Source organism: Castellaniella sp. UC4447_H14 (assembly GCF_052978285.1).
Window position 1 is genome coordinate 1577982 of sequence record NZ_CM129666.1, and the last position, 20433, is coordinate 1598414.

The following is a 20433-nucleotide window of genomic DNA, read 5'->3' on the forward strand; positions in this document are numbered from 1 at the left end:
AGTCATCAGTGAGCCATCAAGACGAAGAATGTGAGAAACACCATGATGCCGATGATCATGGCGAAGGCGTAATGGTAGATGTAGCCGGACTGAAGCAGGCGCCCCGTGGCGGCCGCCAGGCCCACCATGCGAGCGCTGCCGTTGACCATGATGCCGTCGATGAAGTTGCGGTCACCTCGCTGCCACAGTCCGTGGCCCAGCGCCCGAGTGGCGCGCGCCAGGACGTGTTCGTTGAACCAGTCGAAATAGAGCTTCTCGACCAGCGCGCGATAAATCCACGACAGACTGCGGGCAAAGGCTTCCGGCACGCGCGGATTGATGAGCCAGCAATACCAGGCCACCACGAATCCCGCCACCAGCAGCAGGAACGGCACGCTGGTCAAGCCATGCAACCCGAACGCGACCCAGCCGTGCCACTCGCCGGCCATGTCGGCCATGGCGGGGTGCTGCGGCAGCACCGTGATGGAATGACCGAAGAAGTCGCCAAAGAGCAACGGCTGGATGAACCACACGCCAGCGACCACCGACATGAATGCCAGCGCGATCAGCGGCACCGTCACCACCCACGGCGATTCCTTGGGCAGGCCGTGGTGGTGGGCGTGTTCCGCGATGGCGTGCTCACGCGCCTCTCCCTGCAAAGGTTCGAAGTCTTCCTCGTGCACCAGCGCCTTGGGGCCGTGCTCCAGATCGAAGCGCTCCTTGCCGTGGAACACCAGGAAATACAGGCGGAACGAATAGAGCGACGTGACGAACAGCCCGGCGAACGTGCAGAAGTAGGCGAAGTTCGCGCCCCAGATGCCGGCCGCGCCCGCGGCTTCCACGATATGTTCTTTGGAGTAGAAGCCCGAGAAGAACGGCATGCCCGCCAGCGCCAGCGAGCCGATCAGCGTGGTGATCCACGTGATCGGCATGTACTTGCGCAGGCCACCCATATGGCGCATGTCCTGGTCGTGATGCATGCCCAGGATGACGGAGCCGGCAGTCAGGAACAGCAGTGCCTTGAAGAAGGCGTGCGTCATCAGGTGGAAGATGGCGACCTGGTAGGCCGACGCCCCCAGCGCCACCGCCATGTAGCCAAGCTGCGACAGCGTCGAATAGGCCACGACTTTCTTGATGTCAGTCTGGACCAGTGCGATCAGCCCGAGGAACAGCGCCCCGAACGCTCCGATGATGAGCACGAAGGACAGCACGTTCTGGGCATGCTCGAACAGCGGCGAAAAGCGCGCCACCATGAAGATGCCCGCCGTGACCATGGTCGCGGCGTGGATCAGCGCGGAGATCGGGGTGGGACCTTCCATGGAGTCGGGCAGCCAGACGTGCAGCGGCGCCAGCGCGGACTTGCCCATGGCGCCGACGAACAGGCACAGGCAGGCGACCGTCAGCATGTGCCAGTCGGTACCCGGGAATGTGATGGCGGCCAGCTTGTCGGCTTGCGCAAAGATGTCGGCATAGTGCAATGTGCCCGCATACGCATACAGCAATCCGATGCCGAGGACGAACCCCACGTCGCCGACGCGGTTCACCAGGAAGGCCTTCAGGCTCGCGAACACCGACGAAGGCCGGCCGTAATAGAAACCGATCAGCAGGTACGACACGAGGCCAACGGCCTCCCAGCCGAAGAATATCTGCATCATGTTGTTGGACATGACCAGCATCAGCATGGAGAACGTGAAGAGCGATATATACGAAAAGAACCGGTTGTAGCCCCGGTCGTCAGCCATGTAGCCAATGGTGTAGATGTGCACCATGAGCGAGACGAAGGTAACCACCACCATCATCAGCGCAGTCAGCGGATCGATCAGAAAGCCGATCTCGAACTTCACCGCGCCTATCATGGACCAGACGTAGATGGTGCCGTCAAACGTGTGGCCATCCATGACCTGCTGCAAGGCGACCAGCGACCCGATGAAGGAGACGGCGACGCCCAGGATGGTCAGCAGGTGAGCGCCGCGCCGGCCGATCCACGAGCCCATGAAGCCCGTGGCAAACAGCCCCGCCACGATGGCGGTCGCCAGCGGTGCCAGCGCGATCAGTAGATAAAGATTCTGTGGACTCATGACCCCATCACCCCTTCAGATGGTCGAGTTTGTCGACGGCAATCGTGCTGAGGTTGCGGAACAGCAGCACCAGAATGGCCAGGCCGATGGCGGCCTCCGCCGCCGCCACCGTCAGCACGAAGAACACGAAGACCTGCCCGGCGAGATTGCCCGACCAGATGGAAAAGGCGACGAAGTTCATGTTGGCCGCCAGCAGGATCAGTTCGATCGACATCAGCAGCACGATCAGGTTGCGGCGGTTCAGGAAGAAACCGAAGACACCGATGGCAAACAGGATGGCCCCGATGATCAGATAGTGGCTCAGGCTCAGGGTCATCATTTTTCGGCTCCTTCGGTGGACGGCGCGGGGGCGGCCGTCTCGACCTCCGAGGGCATGCTCACCAGGCGCACGCGGTCATAGGATTTCACGCGCGTCTGCTTGTCCGGATGGGTGCGCTTGTAATCGGAGCGCCTGCGCATGGTGAGCGCAATGGCGGAGATCATGCCCAGCAGCAGGATCACCCCGCCGATTTCCACGGCATACGGAAAGTGCGTGTACATGGCCACGCCCAGCGCCCGCGTGTTGTCGAAGCCGGGGGCCGGCACCGGCGCGTCCCCCACATGACCCCAGGCGCGCACCACCACGAAGGCCATCTCGGCCACCATGATCCCGCCAATGGTCAGCCCCAGCGGCAGGTAGACCCGCATGCCCTCTTTCAGGTTTTCCAGGCGCATGTCCAGCATCATCACCACGAACAGGAACAACACCAGCACCGCGCCCACATAGACGATGACCAGCACCAGCGCGAGAAATTCGGCCTGGATCAGCATCCACATCATGGAAGCCGTGAAAAACGTCAGGATCAGGTGCAGCACCCCCGTCACGGGACTGGTGGCCGTGATGACGCGAAACGCCGCCACCACCAGCACGATGGACAGCAGGTAGAACAGAACGATATCGAAACTCATGGTTGGTGTCCTGGCATCAACGGTAAGGCGCATCGGCGGCGCGGCGGGCGGCAATTTCCGGCTCGTACCGGTCGCCCACGGCCAGCAGCATGTCCTTGGTGTAGTACAGGTCGCCGCGCTTTTCACCGTGATAGTCGGCCAGATGCGTCTCGACGATCGAGTCGGTGGGACAGGCTTCCTCGCAGAACCCGCAGAAAATGCACTTCGCCAGATCGATGTCGTAGCGCGTGGTGCGGCGTGTGCCATCCTCGCGCTGTTCGGATTCGATCGTGATGGCCAGCGCCGGGCAGACGGCTTCGCACAGCTTGCAGGCAATGCAGCGCTCCTCGCCGTTGTCGTAGCGACGCAGCGCATGCAGTCCGCGGAACCGCGGGGACGAGGGCGTCTTTTCCACCGGATACCGGATGGTGATCTTGCGCTTGAAGAAATATTTGCCCGTCAGGCGCATGCCCTCGAACATTTCCTTCAGCATCAGGCTGCCGAAGAAATCCTTGATCGCTTCCATGTCGCTCTCCTTACTGCCAGATATTCCAGGGCGTCCGCATCCAGATGGCCACCACGACCAGCCAGATCCCCGTCAGCGGGATGAAGACCTTCCAGCCCAGGCGCATGATCTGGTCATAGCGGTAGCGCGGGAAGGTGGCGCGGAACCAGATGAACAGGGACACCACGACGAACGTCTTGATGCCCAGCCAGATCCAGCCCGGAATCCAGGTCAATGGCGCAATGTCGATCGGGGACGTCCAGCCCCCCAGGAACATGACCGAAGCCATGGCCGAGAGCAGAATCATGTTCGCGTACTCGGCCAGGAAAAACAGCGCGAAACCCATGCCGGAATACTCGACCATGTGGCCGGCCACGATTTCCGACTCCCCTTCGACCACGTCGAACGGCAGCCGGTTGGTTTCCGCCACCGACGACACCACGTAGATGATGAACAGCGGCAACAGCGGCAGCCAGTTCCACGACAGGAACGTCAGGCCATGGCCCGCAAAGAAACCTTTGGTCTGGCCCACCACGATGGTGGACAGATTCAGCGACCCGGACACCAGCAGCACCGTTACCAGCACGAAACCGATGGCCAATTCATAGGACACCATCTGCGCGGAAGCGCGCAACGCGCCCAGGAGCGCGTACTTCGAATTCGACGCCCAGCCCGCCACGATGACGCCATAGACGCCGATCGAGGTGATCGCCATGAAAAACAGCAGACCCGCATTGATATTGGCCAGCACCGTTTCGGGACCGAACGGAATGACGGCCCAAGCCGCCAGCGCCGGCATCAGCGTGACGATGGGCGCCACGATATACAGCACGTTGTTGGCCTTGGCCGGAACGATCAGTTCCTTGAACAGCAGCTTGAAGACGTCGGCAAACGGCTGCAGCAGCCCACGATAGCCCACGCGGTTGGGCCCCAGGCGCACGTGCATGAAGCCGATCATCTTGCGTTCCCAGTACGTGAGGTAAGCCACGCACAGAATGATGGGAATGGCGATGACCAGGATCTTCACCAATGTCCAGACCACCAGCCACGGCGTCGGGCCGATCAGACCGGCACCGTAGGCGTTCAAAGTGTTCAACCAATCCATCAGCGACGCTCCACCTTGATTGCGCCCGAGCCCATGGCCAGAGCGGCTGTCTGTTCAAAACCGCCGGCAATGCGCACGGCGCCATCGGCCACAGCCTCGTCCAGCGCGGCTTCCAGATCCGCCGAGCCCTGGGCCGAGCTGACCCGCACCGCATCACCCGCCGACAAGCCCAGTGCCTGCAGCGTGCTGCCGTTCATGGCCGCGCGCGGCGGTGCCGAAGCCACGTGCTCCTGAAGCGGCTGCGAGCGGCGCACCAGCGCGTCCGTGCGGTAGATGGGGAGTTCGGCGACACGTTCCACGCCGGCGCCCGCGGCCACCGTTGCCGGGGCGCGGTTGATGTCATTGGACAGGCGATCCTCCAGCCCCCCCACCATCACCGTGTCGCGGACCGATTCGGAGGTCTCGTCGTCGAAGCCCTGCAGCCCCAGCAGATTACCCAGCACCCGCAGCACTTTCCAGGCCGGTCGTGTATCGCCTACCGGGGCGGCCACGCCCTTGAAGCTCTGGGCGCGGCCCTCGGCATTCACGAACGTACCGGACGTCTCCGTGAACGGAGCGATCGGCAACATCACATCGGCCCAGTCCTGAGCGGCGGATTTGAAAGGCGTCAATGCGACCGCCATGGCCGAGCCCTTCAGGGTGTTGACTGCCTGCTCGCCCAACTCGCTGTCCAGCAAGGGTTCGGCATGCAGCACGAGATAAGCCTTCAACGGCTCGCCCGAGAGCATCCGGCGCGCATCGCGCCCGCCCTGATTGGGGACGGCACCCGCCAGATAGCCGCCCACCGTATTGCCGCCCGAGGTCAGGAAACCGAACCGGCCGCCCGCCAATTGGGCGATCGCCTGGGCGTTGGCCGCGAGCTGCGCCACCTGGTCATCGCTGGCAGCCAGATTGCCCATGAACACTGCCACGCGTTCGCCCGACGCCAGGCTGGCCGCAATGGCCCGTGCGGAGTCGCCGGGTTGCACACCCGCCAGGCCTTCCGGCACCGGCTGGGATTTGAGTCCGGCCAGCGCCACCGCGATCTGCGCCAGCGCCTCGGCCATCGCCGACGGTTTGACCGTCATGCGGCCGGTCACCGGTACCAGCGGATCCACCGCCACGCTGTCAACCAGCGACAGCTGCATGCCGCGCTTGGCCGCCTGGCGCAGGCGTTGCGCCATGAGCGGGTGATCCTTGCGCAGGAAGGATCCCACGACCAGCGCGCGATCCAGTGTGTTCAAGTCGGCGATGGGCATGCCCAGCCACGGAGCGCCCGTGCGCACCGCATCCAGCGCCGCGCCGTCACCGCGCAGGCGAAAGTCGACGTTGTCCGATCCCAGGGCGCGCGCCAGGCGCGACAGCAACGCCATCTCTTCGAGCGTGGCCGTCTCGGCGGCCAGGAATCCCATCTGGGCACCGGCCCCGTCTTCGCGCACCTGGTTGAGCCCCGTCACCACGGACTGCAGCGCATCGGTCCAGGAGGCCTCGTGCCATTCGCCGTCGCAGCCGCGCACCATGGGATGCCGCAGTCGATCATCGGTGTACAGGCCGCAATAGGCGAAGCGGTCACGGTCGCTGATCCAGCATTCGTTGACCGGCTCGTTTTCGAACGGCACCACGCGCACCACGCGATCCATCTTGGACTGCACGACCAGATTGGCGCCCACGCTATCGTGGGGGCTGACGGAACGGCGGCGCGCCAGTTCCCACGTACGTGCCTTCATGGTGAAAGGCTTGGACAACAGCGCGCCAACCGGACAGACGTCGATCATGTTGCCCGACAGCTCGGATTCCACGGCCTCGCCCACGAAGGTGGTGATCTCGGAGAATTCGCCCCGGTTCAGCATCCCAATTTCCATGATGCCGCCGATTTCCTCGCCTACCCGGATGCATCGCGTGCAGTGGATGCAACGCTGCATCCATTCAGCCGAAATCAGCGGCCCCATGGGCTTGTGGAACACGACCCGCTTGGGCTCGTGATAGCGCGATGCCGACTCGCCATAGCCCACGGCCAGATCCTGAAGCTGGCATTCGCCTCCCTGATCGCATACCGGGCAATCCAGCGGGTGGTTGATGAGCAGGAACTCCATCACGGCGCGCTGTGCGGCGACTGCCTTTTCGGACTTGGTGTACACCACCATGCCGTTGGTCACCGGCGTCGCACAGGCGGGCATTTCCTTGCGCTGCTTCTCGATTTCGACCAGGCACATGCGGCAGTTGGCCGCGATGCTGAGTTTTTTGTGATAACAGAAGTGCGGGATGTAAATACCGGCTCGGTGCGCAGCCTGGATGACCATGCTGCCTTCTTCGGCTTCGACCTTCAAACCGTCGATGGTGAGTTCTACCATGGTGTGAAACCTACAGATATTTGGAGACCACGCAATCCTTGTGGTCAACGTGGTAGACGAATTCGTCGCGGAAGTGCTTGATGAAGCTGCGCACAGGCATGGCGGCGGCATCGGCCAGGGCGCAAATCGTGCGGCCCATCATGTTGCTGGCAGCCGAATCCAGGGTAGCGATGTCTTCCATCGTGCCCCGGCCATGCTCCATGCGGTTCATCATGCGATACAGCCAGCCCGTGCCCTCGCGGCACGGCGTGCACTGGCCGCAGGATTCCTCGAAGTAGAAGTACGACAGCCGCATGAGCGACTTCACCATGCAACGAGTGTCGTCCAGCACGATCACCGCGCCGGACCCCAGCATGGACCCGGCCTTGGCGATCGAGTCATAGTCCATGTTGGTCTGCATCATGATGTCGGCCGGCAGCACGGGCGACGAGGACCCGCCCGGAATCACAGCCTTGAGCGCGCGGCCGCCCTTCACGCCGCCCGCCAGCTCCAGCAGCTTCGGGAACGGCGTGCCCAGCGGGATTTCGTAATTGCCGGGGCGCTCCACATCGCCGGAGATGGAGAAGATCTTCGTGCCGCCGGCCTTTTCGATCCCCAGCTCCAGATAGGCCTGCGCCCCGAGCTTGAAGACGAACGGCACGGCCGCGAAGGTTTCCGTGTTGTTGATCGTGGTCGGCTTGCCGTACAGTCCGTAGCTTGCCGGAAACGGCGGCTTGAAACGCGGCTGACCCTTTTTGCCCTCGAGCGATTCCAGCAGTGCCGTTTCCTCGCCGCAGATATAGGCGCCGTAGCCGTGGTGGGCATGCAGCTCGTAGCTGAACCCCGACCCCAGGATGTTCTCGCCCAGAAAGCCGGCCGCACGGGCCTGCTCCAGGGCTTCTTCAAAGCGCTCGTAGATCTGGAAGATCTCGCCGTGGATGTAGTTGTAGCCGACCGACGCGCCCATGGCATAGCCGCCGATGATCATGCCTTCGATCACCGAATGCGGGTTGAAGCGCAGGATGTCCCGGTCCTTGAACGTACCCGGCTCGCCCTCGTCCGAATTGCAGACCACGTATTTCTGGCCCGGGAAGTTCCGCGGCATGAAGGACCACTTCAGGCCGGTGGGAAAGCCTGCGCCACCACGCCCGCGCAGGCTGGAGGCCTTGAGCTCGGCGATCACGTCGTCCGGCGTGATACCGGTTGTCAGGATCTTCTTCAGCGACTCGTAGCCGCCGCGCGCCATGTAATCCTGGATGCCCCAGTTATGACCATCCAGCCCCGCGAGGATCTGCGGGCTGATGTGACGGCCATGGAAAATCATGCTGAGCGAGGGATCGCCGCCCAGATCCGGCGACAGCGCGTCGGTCGAGAATTTCCGCAATACGTCCAACCCGCTCATGCCGACTCCTGCTGTTTCAGTTCAGCGATCAACGCATCGATCCTTTCGGGCTGCATGCGGCAGCACATGTGCTTGCCATTGGCGATCACCACCGGCGCGTCGCCGCAGGCGCCCATGCACTCGCCTTCGATCACCGTAAACAGGCCGTCCGCCGTGGTTTCGTGGAAATCCACGCCCAGCTTTTCCTTCAGGTATTCGGCAGCCTTCGCGCTACCCTGCAGCGCACAGGGCAGATTGGTGCAGATGGTGAGCGTGTACTTGCCCACCTTCTGGGTGTTGTACATGTTGTAGAAGGTCGCGCATTCCTGCACGGCGATGGGCGGCATGCCCAGATACGCCGCCACGTCGCGGATGACCTCGGGCGAGATCCACCCCTTTTCGTCCTGAGCCACCGTCAGTGCCGCCATCACGGCGGACCGCTTCTGTTCCGGTGGATACTTCGAGATTGCCCGGTCGATTTCCCGGTACGCTTCTTCAGAAAGCAACATATGCCTATTCCTGTGAATCGGCCGGCTAGCGGTCGATCTCGCCAAACACGATGTCCTGGGTGCCAATGATGGTCACCACGTCGGAAATCATGTGACCCCTGGACATTTCTTCGAGGGACTGCAGGTGCGCAAAGCCCGGCGCCCGGATCTTCAGACGGTAGGGTTTGTTCGCCCCGTCGGAAATCAGGTAGATGCCGAACTCGCCCTTGGGGTGCTCGATGGCGGCGTAGGCCTCGCCTTCGGGAACGTGCATGCCCTCGGAGAACAGCTTGAAGTGGTGGATCAGATCTTCCATCCCTTCCTTCATGCTGGCCCGCCGGGGCGGCGCGACCTTGTGGTTGTCCGTGATCACCGGCCCCGGATTGTTGCGCAGCCATTCCACACACTGGCGAATGATGCGGTTGGACTCCCGCATCTCGGCGATGCGGCACAGATAGCGGTCGTAGCAATCGCCGTTCACCCCCACGGGGATCTCGAAATCCATGCGGTCGTAAACCTCGTAGGGCTGCTTGCGGCGCAGATCCCACTCGATTCCCGAACCGCGCAGCATGGGTCCGGTGAAACCCAGCGCCAACGCGCGTTCCGGGGACACCACGCCGATGTCCACGAGCCGCTGCTTCCAGATGCGGTTGTCGGTCAGCAGCGTCTCGTATTCGTCCACGCAGTTCGGGAAGCGGTCGGTGAAGTCCTCGATGAAATCCAGCAGCGAGCCCTGGCGCGCCTCGTTCATGACGCGCATTTCCTTGTCCGAACGGTATTTGGACGGCTTGTACTGCGGCATGGAATCCGGCAGATCGCGGTAGACCCCGCCAGGGCGATAGTACGCCGCGTGCATGCGCGCCCCCGAAACGGCCTCGTAGCAGTCCATCAGGTCTTCCCGCTCGCGGAAAGCGTACAGGAAAACCGCCATGGCGCCCACGTCCAGGGCGTGCGACCCCAGCGACATCAGGTGGTTCAGGATCCGGGTGATCTCGTCGAACATCACGCGGATGTACTGGGCGCGGATGGGGACCTGGATCCCCATCAGCCGCTCGATCGCCATGCAATAGGCGTGTTCGTTGCACATCATGGACACGTAGTCCAATCGATCCATGTACGGCAGCGTCTGCAGGAAAGTCCGGGTTTCCGCGAGCTTTTCGGTGGCGCGGTGCAACAGCCCGATGTGCGGATCGGCGCGTTGGACGACTTCGCCGTCCAGCTCGAGGACCAGGCGCAGCACCCCGTGTGCGGCCGGATGCTGCGGGCCGAAGTTGAGGTTGTAGTTCTGGATCTCTGCCATGTCAGTACCGCTCTATTCCGTAGTGATCGTCGCGCACCACGCGCGGAACGATCTCGCGTGGCTCGATGGTGACGGGTTGGTAAATGACGCGTTTCTGCTCGGCGTCGTAGCGCATTTCCACATGGCCGGAGATCGGGAAGTCCTTTCGGAACGGATGGCCGATGAACCCGTAGTCGGTCAGGATGCGGCGCAGGTCGGGGTGGCCCTCGAAGACCACGCCGAACAGATCGAAGGCTTCGCGCTCATACCAGTTCACCGATGGCCAGACGTCGACCAGCGACCCGATCATGGGGAACTCTTCGTGGTCGGTGAAAGCACGCACGCGCAGGCGCCAGTTGTGCGTGACCGACAACAAGTGGACGACGACCGCGAAGCGCTTGGCATGCACCGCGGGGTCGGGAATATAGGTCGGCGCCTTCCAGCCGGAGTAGTCCACCGCGCACAGGTCCACGTTCTGCTCGAATCGCAGATCCGCGTGGTCGCGCAGCGTGCGACAGGTTTCCAGCCAGGCGCTGGCGGGTACCTGCAGGGTCAGCTCGCCCAGCGACTCGGTCAGGTCGGCCGATTCGCCCAGCACCGAGCGCAGGTTGTCATGTAGAGTCTGTAGCCGTGTCATGGAAGCATCGATTCAGAAGTCCGCCGGCCTAGCCGCGGGGGATGGTGTTGTTCAGGCGGATCTTGTTCTGCATCTGCAGCAAGCCGTAGACCAGCGCCTCGGCGGTCGGCGGGCAGCCCGGCACGTAGACATCCACCGGCACGATACGGTCGCAGCCGCGCACCACCGAATATGAATAGTGGTAGTAGCCGCCGCCGTTGGCGCACGACCCCATGGACACCACCCAACGCGGTTCCGGCATCTGGTCATAGACCTTGCGCAGCGCCGGGGCCATCTTGTTGCACAGCGTGCCGGCCACGATCATCAGGTCGGACTGGCGCGGGCTGGGACGAAAGATGATGCCGAACTGATCCAGGTCATAGCGCGCGGCGCCGGCATGCATCATTTCCACCGCACAGCAGGCCAGACCAAACGTCATGGGCCACATGGACCCCGTACGCGCCCAGTTCAGGAACTTGTCCGCACTGGTGGTCATAAAGCCTTTTTCCATCACACCTTCTGCCATGATCAAACCCCCAGATTATTCCCAGTCCAGCGCGCCCCGGCGCCATTCGTAGATGAAGCCCACGGTCAGCACCGCCAGAAAGACCGCCACGGCCCAGAACCCCACCATACCCAGCGTGCCACTGGCGATGGCCCATGGGAAGAGGAAGGCAATTTCCAGATCGAACATGATGAACAGAATGGCCACCAGGTAATAGCGCACGTCGAATTTCATGCGCGAGTCGTCGAAGGACTCGAATCCGCATTCGTAGGCGGACAGCTTCTCGCTGTCAGGGGCGTTCGGGCTGAGCAGCCGCCCCCCCGCGATGAGCGCTCCCCCGATGAGCACTGCGACGACGATAAAGAGCAGCACGGGAAAGTACTGTTGCAGGTTCATGGGAAGCCCCGTTGCGAATGTCAAAACTATGGGATTGTAGCATTTCGACAGACCCGGTCGGGGCACAGGCCATGTGGCTGGCACATGTTCGGGGCATCCGTGCGTCGGTCGCCGAACCGCAGCACAGAACGGCTTTCAAAGGCCTGAAGATGCCCGCATGATCGCCATTCCGCAAGAGGCGGAGATGGCCAGACCACGATCCTATGTCCGCACTCTGTCAAGGGGGGATAAAAATGCTAAAACCACCCCGAAGGGTGGTTTTAGCAATCGGGGATTCGCATCCCCGGTGTTCGTGACGGCCCGACGAATCGGGCCGCATCGCCAGCGTGGACACGCCACGCGCAGCGATCAGAACTTGTGGTTGATGCCGACGCCGGCTTCCGTACCACGCAGGTCCTTCACGTAACCCACGTTCTGCATGTACGAACCGTAGACGTACAGCTTGGTGCGCTTCGACAGGAAGTACTGGTATTGCAGCTGGTAGGCATTGATGTTGCCAGCCGCGTCGCCCCACTTGTCGGCGTCGTTCAGGTTCGAGTGCGAACCGTTGTAGAAGGCATACAGCTTGCCCGGGCCAACCGGTGCGCTCAGACCCACAGCCCAGTTGTTGGACTTGAAGTCTTGATAGCCAGCGCCCAGACCATAGGACGTCAGACCAGCACCAGCACCCGCGGGGATGGGCAGGCCGGAAGTACCGTCGTAGCCGTTGGCGTCGCCGTTCCAGCCGATCTTGCCGTTGCGGTCCTGACCGAACATCAGGGACAGCTTGACGACTTCGAAGTCGTAAGCGCCGTTGACGTTCCAGGAGCTCATGGCGTCAACGTTGCTGCCGGCGGGGTTCTGACCGTAAACGCTTTGACGGTCATAAGCGGCGCCAATGCCCAGCGGGCCATTGGTGTAGGACAGGCCAGCCGACGCGCGCGCGCCACGATCGCCCAGATCCGCATCGCCGTTACGGACGACGGTCGTGCTGTTCGAACCGGCGGTGCTGCCGGTACCGTACAGCAAGACGGCCTTGAAACCGCTGAAGGACGGGGTGGTGTACTTGAACGAGTTGTTGACGCGGGTACCCGAGGACAGACCGACGGCACCGAAGACCTTATCGAAGTCGCCCAGGCCGTTGCCTTCTTCACCCGTGAAGGTGTCGACGCCGGCGGAGTATTGGCGGCCCAGGGTCAGCGAGCCCCAGTTGTCGCTGGACAGGCCCACGAAGGCCTGGCGGTTGAACATGTTGCCACCGTCCAGGGAACCGGTACCGATCTGGAAGCCGTTTTCCAATTGGAAGATGGCGCGCAGGCCGTTGCCGAGATCCTCGGCACCCTTCAGACCCCAGCGGTTGCCGTTGACGAAACCGCTACGCAGGCCGGAGGAACGGGCACGGAAGTCGAGATTGCTGTGACTGTCTTTGAAATTCTGGTAGCCGTAGCCGGTATCCAGGATACCGTACAGCGTCACGGACGTTTCTGCTTGAGCAACGCCGGCGGTGGCGAAACCGGCCAGCAGAGCAGCAGCGAGCAGAGTCTTTTTCATGTAAGAAATCTCCGTAGATTTATGTGAATCAGAGCAGGCCAACAACATCCTTTGCTGCTGCTCTTCCAACTCCGCGAAGGGAAGTTGTAGGTATTGCATCAAAAAATCGGACCGGACGCCATGGCGGCTTGGGGAAAGGGCCCAGTTTGTCCGCAATGCGTTGCAAAGCCACAACACGCTGCAGGCTCCCCGCCGCCGGCTTCAGGACTTACCCTAGGCAAGGATCGGGCCACCGGACGGCACCGATTCTACGCGGCTTTATGCCTATACTACCAAGAGTTTCAGGACCCCTTCGTCCGCACACTGAAGAACGCGGGCTGGAAGCGGTCCTTTTCACCCTCCGTCCGCTGAACATCGCCGCCCATGTGCCCCTTTCTCACACCGCTTTCCAGAATTACCTGTATCGAGGACCTGCGCCAGGTGGCGCGCTGGCGCGTGCCGCGCATGTTCTACGACTATGCCGACTCGGGCTCATGGACGGAATCCACCTACCGGGCCAACGAAGCCGATCTGCAACGGCTGAAATTCCGCCAGCGGGTGGCGGTGGACATCTCGCAGCGCAGCGTGCGCGCACAGATGCTCGGGCGCGACGTGGCCATGCCGGTGGCCCTGGCGCCCACGGGGCTGACGGGCATGCAGCACGCCGACGGGGAAATCCTCGCGGCCCGGGCGGCCGAACGCTTTGGTGTGCCCTTCACGCTATCGACCATGAGCATCTGCTCGATCGAGGACGTGGCGGCACATACGACGCAGCCCTTCTGGTTTCAGCTCTATGTGATGCGCGACCGGGATTTCATCGGGCGGCTGATCGATCGCGCCCGCGCGGCCCGCTGCTCGGCGCTGATGGTGACGCTGGACCTGCAGGTCATGGGCCAGCGCCACAAGGACATCCGGAACGGCCTGTCCACGCCGCCGCGGCCCACCCTGCTGAACCTGCTGAACCTGGCGACCAAGCCCGAATGGTGCCTGCAAATGCTGCGCACACAGCGGCGCAGCTTCGGCAATATCGTCGGGCACGCGCGCGGGGTCTCGGACATGAGTTCGCTCGCCGCCTGGACGGCGGAACAATTCGATCCGACGCTGAGCTGGAGCGATCTGGCATGGATCAAGGAACGCTGGGGCGGCAAGATCATCGTCAAAGGCATCCTGGATGCCCAGGACGCCCGCCTGGCAGTAGACGCGGGAGCGGACGCGCTGATCGTCTCGAACCACGGCGGCCGTCAACTGGACGGTGCGCCTTCGTCGATTGCGGCATTGCCGGCGATCGCGGAGGCAGTGGGCGACCGGATCGAAGTCTGGATGGACGGCGGCATTCGCAGCGGCCAGGACGTGCTGCGCGCGGTGGCGTTGGGGGCACGCGGTACGCTGATCGGCCGCGCATTCCTGTACGGACTCGGAGCCTATGGCGAGGCCGGCGTCGCTCGATGCCTCGAACTGATCGCCAAGGAACTGGACATCACCATGGCCTTCTGCGGCCGCACGGATATCGGCGACGTGGACGAGAGCGTGCTGGTGAATGCTTAACCGGAACAGCCCCCGTCCGCCGCGCGCCGTTTTGGCCGCGCTCCGCCCATGCTGAACACGCTTTGGCTCGGGTTTTTCCTGGTGGCGGCCGTTGCGGCGCTGTTCCAGTGGTGGGTACTGGGCGATCCGGACGTCTTCGCCCGGCTGATCGCCAGCCTGTTCGACATGGCCGATCTGTCGGTCAAGATCATGCTGCTGCTGTTCGGCACGCTGACGCTCTGGATGGGCATTTTGCGCATCGCGGAGTCGGCGGGCCTGGTGAGCGCGCTGGCGCGACTGCTGGGGCCGCTTTTCCGGCGGTTGATGCCGGGAGTCCCGGCAGGGCATCCGGCACTGGGTCTGATCACGCTGAATTTTGCGGCCAACGCACTGGGCCTGGACAACGCGGCCACGCCCATCGGGCTGCGCGCCATGCGCGAGCTGCAGACACTGAATCCCGACCCGAACACAGCCACCAACGCGCAGATCCTGTTCCTGGTACTGAATTCGTCGTCCCTCACCCTGCTGCCCGTGACGATCTTCATGTACCGGGCACAACAAGGAGCCGCCGACCCCACACTGGTCTTCCTGCCCATTTTGCTGGCCACCTCGGCCTCCACCCTGGTCGGGCTGCTCTCGGTGGCCTTCATGCAGCGCCTCAGGTTGCATGATCCCGTCGTCATGGCCTGGCTGGGCGGCGGCGCGCTGCTGCTGGGCGGATTCATGGCGCTGCTCGCCTCGATGGGCGCCACCGCCGTGGCGGCGCTGTCCTCGCTACTGGGCAATCTGGTGCTGTTTGCCATCATCGTGGCGTTTCTGATCGCCGGGGCCCTGCGGCGTGTCCCCGTCTATGAAAGCTTCATCGAGGGCGCCAAGGACGGCTTCGAGGTCTGCAAGGGCCTGCTGCCGTACCTGGTGGCGATGCTCTGCGCGGTGGGGGTGCTACGCGCCTCGGGTGCGCTGGACGTCCTGCTGGACGGCGTTCGCTGGGGCGTGCATGCCATGGGGCTCGATCCGCGTTTCGTCGATGCGCTGCCCACCGCGCTGGTGAAACCGTTTTCCGGCAGCGCCGCGCGCGCCCTGATGATAGAGACCATGCAGCACTACGGTGCGGACAGCTTCCCCGCGCTGCTGGCCGCCACCGTGCAGGGCAGTACGGAAACCACGTTCTACGTGCTGGCCGTCTATTTCGGGGCCGTGGGTGTGCAGCGCGTGCGCCACACCGTGGGCTGTGCCCTGCTGGCTGATCTGGCCGGAGTCCTGGCCTCGATTGGCGTGTGTTATTGGTTCTTTGGCTGACCGACCGCGCGTAGTAACATAAGCATATGCCACTCCAAACCTCTTGACGCTGCGGAATTCGCGAACATCGAGGGGGCGCGGGTCAACCCCGGGAGGCCTAGCATCATGACACGAACACTGGTATTTCTCCTATCCTGCCTGATGCTGACAGGCTGCGCCGACATTGCCCAGACACCGCCCGACACGCCGCTCGCCCGGATCGAAACTCAGTTCGGTGCGCCGACCCTCCAATGCACTGACCGGAACGGCCGGCAACGGGTCATCTGGTCCCAGCAGCCGGTCGGGCAATACGCCTGGGGCGGCAACCTCGACACCCAGGGGCGCGTGCAGGCCGTCGTACCGATTCTCACTGACGAGCATTTCGAGGTCCTGCGCCAGGGCACCTGGACACCCGAGCAGGTCCGCTGCGAATTCGGGCCGCCCGCCATCATCGACACCGTGGGGCTGCCCAGCGTGCGGCAACTCGTGTGGAGCTACCGCTACCGGCAGGATCACGTCTGGAACTCGCTGATGTACGTGTACTTCGGCCACGATGGCAGCCACGTCACGCACTTCAATCCCGGGCCCGATCCCATGTACGAACATGACCGGATGTTCGGCGAGTTCTGATTCCTCTACACTACACCGGCGGCCCACGACGCCGCTCCCCTGACCCACAAGCGCACAGCCCATGCCGGAGCCCCGACCGCTACCCCCGCGAAGCGACAATCCGGATCCCGACCCCGGTGAGGCGGATCCGACTGCAGCCGGGGCCGAGAGCCTGCTCCAGGACCGGATCCGCGAGCAAAAGACCCTGCTGGACACCATTCTCGACAACATCGACGCTCACGTCTACATCAAGGACGCCAAGGGCCGGATGCGCTACGTCAACCGGCGCGTCGCCGAGACCTTCGGCCGGACGGTGGAGTCCATCATCGGCAAGCTGGACATTGACGTCATGCCGCTGAGGGCCGTCGAAACGCACCGGATACTGGACCGGCAGGTCTTCGAATCCCGCCAACGGCAGGTCGGCGAAGAGTCGTTCGTCGGGTCGGACGGCAGGATGCGCCACTATTGGGTGGTCAAGGTTCCCTGGCAATGCGCGGACGGAACACCCGCGCTGATCGGCGTGAACACTGACATCACCGAACTATGCAACCTCCGCGAGCGCCTGCGCCGGGAAGCCCGCACCGACAGCCTGACGGGCGTCGCCAATCGGCGGTCGTTCCTCGAGCGCGCGGAATACGAATTCGCACATTCCCGCCGCTACGATATGGCATTGACCATCATCGCGATCGACCTGGATCACTTCAAGGCTGTCAACGACCGCCACGGCCATCCGGTCGGCGATGCGGTCCTGCAGGATCTTGCCGCATGCGGTCGCCGGGCGCTCCGCGACGACGATCTGCTGGCCCGGACGGGCGGCGAAGAATTCTCCGTGCTCCTGCCCGGCACCGATATCGATATGGGCGCGGAGATCGCGGAACGCATCCGGAAATGGATGGCGGAGCGTGTCGTCAGCATCCAGCATCCCGAGCTCCGGGTCACGGCGAGCCTGGGCGTTGCCACGCTGCGGCCCGACGACCAGAATTTCGAGACGCTTTTCTCACGCGCCGACCGGGCGCTCTACAGGGCCAAGCGAAGCCGCAACCGGGTCAAACTGCTGCGCTGACGGGCCGCTGCGCCGACGGGTGCGGCGAAGGGCTGCTGCGCCGACGGACACCGTTGTGTCGTTCATTGTCCGTAGGGGCGGGCGCGGACGCGCAAGCCCGCTCATCGCCCCCGCAGTTCGTCAATCAGGCGGCGGTCGCGCTTGGTGGGCCGGCCGGTACCGTAGTCCAGCGCCGGTTCCGGCGCGAGGCGCCGCTGTTCGGCCAATTGCTCGCGCGCCGCAATGCTGGACAGCGTTTCGTGAAAAAGCAACGCCGCTTGCGGCGCCGGCCCGCGCATGGCACTCAAGCCCAGGACTTCGACCTCCGCGTCGTAATTCGGCTTGCGTATCCGGACACGGTCGCCCAAGGCGACTTCGCGCGCGGGCTTGGCCACGATCTGATCATTGACCTTGACTCGGCCGGCGACGATAGCCTGTGCCGCGAGGCTGCGCGTCTTGTAAAAGCGTGCCGCCCACAGCCATTTGTCGAGCCTGAGTTTATCCATGCGGAGCCTTCCGGTGATGTATTGGATTCAACCATAGGCGATACGCACGCGGCATGCAATCACGAGAGCTTTTGTGCCTCTGCCGCGAGTGTTGCCGCCGCCCTGAAAGCGGGCGCCACCATGCGATTGGTGTGATTCAGCCGTAACAACATATACAAAGCAAAGCTCGCTACCTGCTCCTGCAGGCCCCACACTGAGCAGACCGAAGCAAGATACTCTTCCCCGGCGCCGCCACTCGGCGAGTCGCTGAACCAGTCTCCGGCACAATCGCATGCGTCACGCATGCTGCCCGTTGCGCACCAGCCTCTTCGAAGCTGGAACGTCCGGCAACGGGCAACCACTGGCCTGAAATAAACGACAAACTGAGCCAGACATTTGGAGCCCCTTATGACTTCATATCGATTAGTCGCCAGCCTCCCTGGCCCCAAGCTGCAAGCAGTGAACATGGACTGGCCGCCCCCCCTCCCTCTCCGCTCGACGAGATCGAACGTCTCAAGAGGCGCGTCAAGGACCGGGCCCGTTTCCTGAAATTGATGAAGGAAAGATTCCCGCGGTTGCCCTATTGAGCCTGCAGCCCGGTCCGGCACTGGCCGCTACGTCAACATCGTGGCTGGAGCCCATCGCGCGCATGGGGCGCTTCTCACAATCCAATGGGATTACCGAGGGCTTTCACACTAAAATGGAAATGCTCTCGCGCAGGGCGTACGGCTTCAGGAACTTTGAGAATTACCGCTTGAGAGTCTTGGCTCAATGCGGCTGGAACGGTGTCATCAACCGTGTCTGATGAATGCCCATCCCCCGTTAATGGGGTAGAGCCGGGTAGAGCCCATGGTGCTGGTCATTCTTGATCGGTGTTACTGGCGGAGACAGAGGGATTCGAACCCTCGATGCGGGTATAAGCCGCATGCTCCCTTAGCAGGGGAGTACCTTCAACCACTCGGCCATGTCTCCAGCAAGACGGGCATTCTAGCATAGAAATTTTGCCCGAAAGCCGGGCCCGCACTCCCCCGAAACCCGCGTTCCGCCTTGCTGAACGCAGGCGCCGGCGGGTTCGGCGGGCCCCGAAACGCGATCAGGCCTCGGGAACGGCGGTGACCTGGTCGAGTTCGAAGGCCTTGTGCAGGGCCCGCACCGCCAGCTCCATGTATTTGTCGTGGATCAGCACTGAAGTCTTGATCTCGGACGTGCTGATCATCAGGATATTGATGCCTTCCTCGGCCAGGGTGCGGAACATCAGGCTGGCGACGCCCACGTGGCTGCGCATGCCGATCCCGACGATAGAAACCTTCGCGACTTTGTCGTCGGAGACCACCTCGCCCGCGCCCACGGTGGGACCGATCTGGTGCTTGAGCAGCTCCAGCGTGCGGACAAAGTCGTTGCGGTTGACCGTGAAGGAGAAGTCCGTCATGCCCTGCTGCGAGATATTTTGCAGGATCATGTCCACGTCGATGTTGGCGGCCGCTACCGGCCCCAGGATCGAATAGGCCACGCCCGGGGTGTCGGGTACGTTGCGCAGAGTGACTTTGGCTTCGTCGCGGCTGAAGGCGATGCCGGAGACAACGGCGGTTTCCATTTTCTGGTCTTCCTCGAAAGTAATCAGGGTGCCGGAATGCATTTCCACGTCCACCGGGATCATCGGATCGGTCAATGACGACAGCACACGCAGGGGCACCTGGTATTTGCCGGCGAATTCCACCGAACGGATCTGCAGGACCTTGGAGCCGAGGGACGCCATCTCCAGCATTTCCTCGAACGAAATCACGTTCATGCGGCGCGCTTCCGGGACCACGCGCGGGTCGGTGGTGTAGACGCCGTCCACGTCCGTGAAGATCAGGCACTCATCGGCTTTCATGGCGGCGGCGACGGCGACAGCCGACGTATCCGAGCCGCCACGGCCCAGCGTCGTGATGTGGCCATCGGCGTCCACGCCCTGGAATCCCGTCACGATGACCACACGCCCTGACTCCAGATCGGGACGGATGCGGCTGTCATCGATGGACTGGATGCGGGCCTTGGTGTAGGCGCTGTCGGTCAGGACCGGCACCTGCCAGCCCGTATAGCTGCGTGCGGACACGCCCTGACGCATCAGGGCAATGGCGAGCAACGCGCTGCTGGCCTGCTCGCCCGTCGCGGCCAGCATGTCCAGTTCGCGCGGATCCGGTTGGGGAGACAGTTCGCGGGCCAGCCCCAGCAGGCGGTTGGTCTCGCCCGACATGGCCGACGGCACAACCACGACCTGATGGCCGGCGGCATGCCATTTGGCCACCCGCCGGGCCACGTTCTGGATACGTTCGATGGACCCCATGGAGGTGCCACCGTATTTCTGGACGATCAGCATGATGAATCAGGGTTGAGGAAAACGGCCGGCCAGACAGTTGCGCCAGCGCCAAAACTGCT

At 63.1% G+C, this 20433-nt stretch carries 19 protein-coding genes, 1 tRNA gene and 1 pseudogene; 5 read left to right on the forward strand and 16 right to left on the reverse strand.

The annotated features are described in order from the left end of the window. Positions 1 to 5: 5 nt before the first annotated feature. From nuoL to ACVCMJ_RS07705, 13 genes are all read right to left on the reverse strand, one after another. The gene (nuoL, locus tag ACVCMJ_RS07645) at positions 6 to 2057 is read right to left on the reverse strand and encodes an NADH-quinone oxidoreductase subunit L (protein ID WP_447080839.1); all 2052 of its coding nucleotides are present in this window, start codon (positions 2055 to 2057) and stop codon (positions 6 to 8) included. A 7-nt stretch (positions 2058 to 2064) separates the two neighbouring features. Next, entirely contained in the window at positions 2065 to 2373 is a 309-nt protein-coding gene (gene nuoK, locus ACVCMJ_RS07650) for an NADH-quinone oxidoreductase subunit NuoK (protein WP_447082696.1), read from the reverse strand. Next, positions 2373 to 3005: an NADH-quinone oxidoreductase subunit J gene (locus ACVCMJ_RS07655; RefSeq protein WP_447080840.1), complete on the reverse strand. Its 633-nt coding sequence runs from the start codon at positions 3003 to 3005 to the stop codon at positions 2373 to 2375. The genes nuoK and ACVCMJ_RS07655 overlap by 1 nt, the downstream gene beginning before the upstream one ends. Before the next feature lie 16 nt (positions 3006 to 3021). Further along, complete coding sequence (gene nuoI / locus ACVCMJ_RS07660; protein WP_447080841.1) at positions 3022 to 3510, reverse strand: NADH-quinone oxidoreductase subunit NuoI; 489 nt, start codon at positions 3508 to 3510, stop codon at positions 3022 to 3024. A gap of 10 nt (positions 3511 to 3520) precedes the next feature. Then, positions 3521 to 4594 carry an NADH-quinone oxidoreductase subunit NuoH gene (nuoH, locus tag ACVCMJ_RS07665; protein ID WP_447080842.1) on the reverse strand — a complete coding sequence of 358 codons (1074 nt, stop codon included), beginning with the start codon at positions 4592 to 4594 and terminating at the stop codon, positions 3521 to 3523. Next, the gene (gene nuoG, locus ACVCMJ_RS07670) at positions 4594 to 6924 is read right to left on the reverse strand and encodes an NADH-quinone oxidoreductase subunit NuoG (protein WP_447080843.1); all 2331 of its coding nucleotides are present in this window, start codon (positions 6922 to 6924) and stop codon (positions 4594 to 4596) included. Before nuoG ends, nuoH begins: the two co-directional genes overlap by 1 nt. Before the next feature lie 10 nt (positions 6925 to 6934). Next, a complete protein-coding gene (nuoF, locus tag ACVCMJ_RS07675; protein ID WP_447082697.1) occupies positions 6935 to 8227 on the reverse strand; it encodes an NADH-quinone oxidoreductase subunit NuoF in 1293 nt (430 codons plus the stop codon). Positions 8228 to 8301: 74 nt separating this feature from the next. Beyond that, on the reverse strand, positions 8302 to 8793 hold the full coding sequence (gene nuoE / locus ACVCMJ_RS07680) for an NADH-quinone oxidoreductase subunit NuoE (RefSeq protein WP_447080844.1): 492 nt from the start codon (positions 8791 to 8793) through the stop codon (positions 8302 to 8304). A 25-nt stretch (positions 8794 to 8818) separates the two neighbouring features. Further along, positions 8819 to 10072, reverse strand: a complete 1254-nt coding sequence (locus tag ACVCMJ_RS07685) for an NADH-quinone oxidoreductase subunit D (protein ID WP_447080845.1) — start codon at positions 10070 to 10072, stop codon at positions 8819 to 8821. A 1-nt stretch (position 10073) separates the two neighbouring features. After that, positions 10074 to 10688: an NADH-quinone oxidoreductase subunit C gene (locus ACVCMJ_RS07690; protein ID WP_447080846.1), complete on the reverse strand. Its 615-nt coding sequence runs from the start codon at positions 10686 to 10688 to the stop codon at positions 10074 to 10076. 28 nt (positions 10689 to 10716) lie between these two features. Continuing rightward, complete coding sequence (locus ACVCMJ_RS07695; protein ID WP_447082698.1) at positions 10717 to 11196, reverse strand: NuoB/complex I 20 kDa subunit family protein; 480 nt, start codon at positions 11194 to 11196, stop codon at positions 10717 to 10719. Between the two features lie 12 nt (positions 11197 to 11208). Beyond that, entirely contained in the window at positions 11209 to 11568 is a 360-nt protein-coding gene (locus ACVCMJ_RS07700; protein WP_447080847.1) for an NADH-quinone oxidoreductase subunit A, read from the reverse strand. Positions 11569 to 11916: 348 nt separating this feature from the next. Next, entirely contained in the window at positions 11917 to 13098 is a 1182-nt protein-coding gene (locus tag ACVCMJ_RS07705) for a porin (protein ID WP_447080848.1), read from the reverse strand. A gap of 363 nt (positions 13099 to 13461) precedes the next feature. On the opposite strand from ACVCMJ_RS07705, the gene ACVCMJ_RS07710 reads away from it, so the two are divergent. From ACVCMJ_RS07710 to ACVCMJ_RS07725, 4 genes are all read left to right on the forward strand, one after another. Further along, positions 13462 to 14622 carry an alpha-hydroxy acid oxidase gene (locus ACVCMJ_RS07710; RefSeq protein WP_447080849.1) on the forward strand — a complete coding sequence of 387 codons (1161 nt, stop codon included), beginning with the start codon at positions 13462 to 13464 and terminating at the stop codon, positions 14620 to 14622. A gap of 48 nt (positions 14623 to 14670) precedes the next feature. Beyond that, on the forward strand, positions 14671 to 15900 hold the full coding sequence (locus ACVCMJ_RS07715; RefSeq protein ID WP_447080850.1) for a nucleoside recognition domain-containing protein: 1230 nt from the start codon (positions 14671 to 14673) through the stop codon (positions 15898 to 15900). A 105-nt stretch (positions 15901 to 16005) separates the two neighbouring features. Continuing rightward, on the forward strand, positions 16006 to 16509 hold the full coding sequence (locus tag ACVCMJ_RS07720) for a hypothetical protein (RefSeq protein WP_447080851.1): 504 nt from the start codon (positions 16006 to 16008) through the stop codon (positions 16507 to 16509). A 61-nt stretch (positions 16510 to 16570) separates the two neighbouring features. Then, positions 16571 to 17551 (forward strand): diguanylate cyclase, encoded by a 981-nt coding sequence (locus ACVCMJ_RS07725; RefSeq protein ID WP_447080852.1) that lies wholly within the window; start codon positions 16571 to 16573, stop codon positions 17549 to 17551. A 101-nt stretch (positions 17552 to 17652) separates the two neighbouring features. Here ACVCMJ_RS07725 and ACVCMJ_RS07730 read toward each other — a convergent pair whose 3' ends face one another. Continuing rightward, a complete protein-coding gene (locus ACVCMJ_RS07730; RefSeq protein ID WP_447080853.1) occupies positions 17653 to 18036 on the reverse strand; it encodes an RNA-binding S4 domain-containing protein in 384 nt (127 codons plus the stop codon). Between the two features lie 586 nt (positions 18037 to 18622). Between ACVCMJ_RS07730 and ACVCMJ_RS07735 the strand changes: the two are divergent. Then, a pseudogene (locus ACVCMJ_RS07735) lies at positions 18623 to 18820 on the forward strand (transposase); the annotation flags it as partial. 74 nt (positions 18821 to 18894) lie between these two features. On the opposite strand, the gene ACVCMJ_RS07740 reads toward ACVCMJ_RS07735, so the two are convergent. Next, a tRNA-Ser gene (locus ACVCMJ_RS07740) sits at positions 18895 to 18987 on the reverse strand. A gap of 121 nt (positions 18988 to 19108) precedes the next feature. After that, positions 19109 to 20377, reverse strand: coding sequence for an aspartate kinase (locus ACVCMJ_RS07745; RefSeq protein ID WP_447082700.1), 1269 nt, complete (start codon positions 20375 to 20377; stop codon positions 19109 to 19111). Between the last annotated feature and the right edge of the window lie 56 nt (positions 20378 to 20433).